Origin of the sequence: Pseudomonas sp. HY13-MNA-CIBAN-0226 (genome assembly GCF_040310305.1) — a bacterium.
Classification (GTDB): Bacteria; Pseudomonadota; Gammaproteobacteria; order Pseudomonadales; family Pseudomonadaceae; genus Aquipseudomonas; species Aquipseudomonas gregormendelii.
In genome coordinates this window covers 1-263 of the sequence record NZ_JBEOPS010000336.1, presented here as the reverse complement: position 1 = coordinate 263, position 263 = coordinate 1, and the positions used below count along the sequence as shown (strand labels likewise).

General features: G+C 35.0%; 1 protein-coding gene. It reads right to left on the bottom strand.

The window, feature by feature from the left end; translation table 11 throughout:
- The coding region (locus AAEZ05_RS28995; protein ID WP_350650065.1) for a hypothetical protein at positions 1–263 on the bottom strand (263 nt) is incomplete at both ends.

Below are 263 nucleotides of genomic sequence, written 5' to 3'. Positions count from 1 at the left end.
GCGTAATATTTAATAACGCTGGCTATATCGTCACTAGCAACTTCTTTTGATTTCCCTTTAATATCACCCGCATAGGTGGAAATATCAATTTGATTTTGCTTGTAGTTTATAACCTGTATGTTGGACATGAATAATATGGCAGAATAAGCAGATATAGCGAGTGCTACAGTGGCAAAAAGTATCCATGAAGAAGCTGGAATATACTTTATCGCTGTTTTTATCATGTTTGCAATAAAAGCACCATTTCTAAAAAATGACCTGCC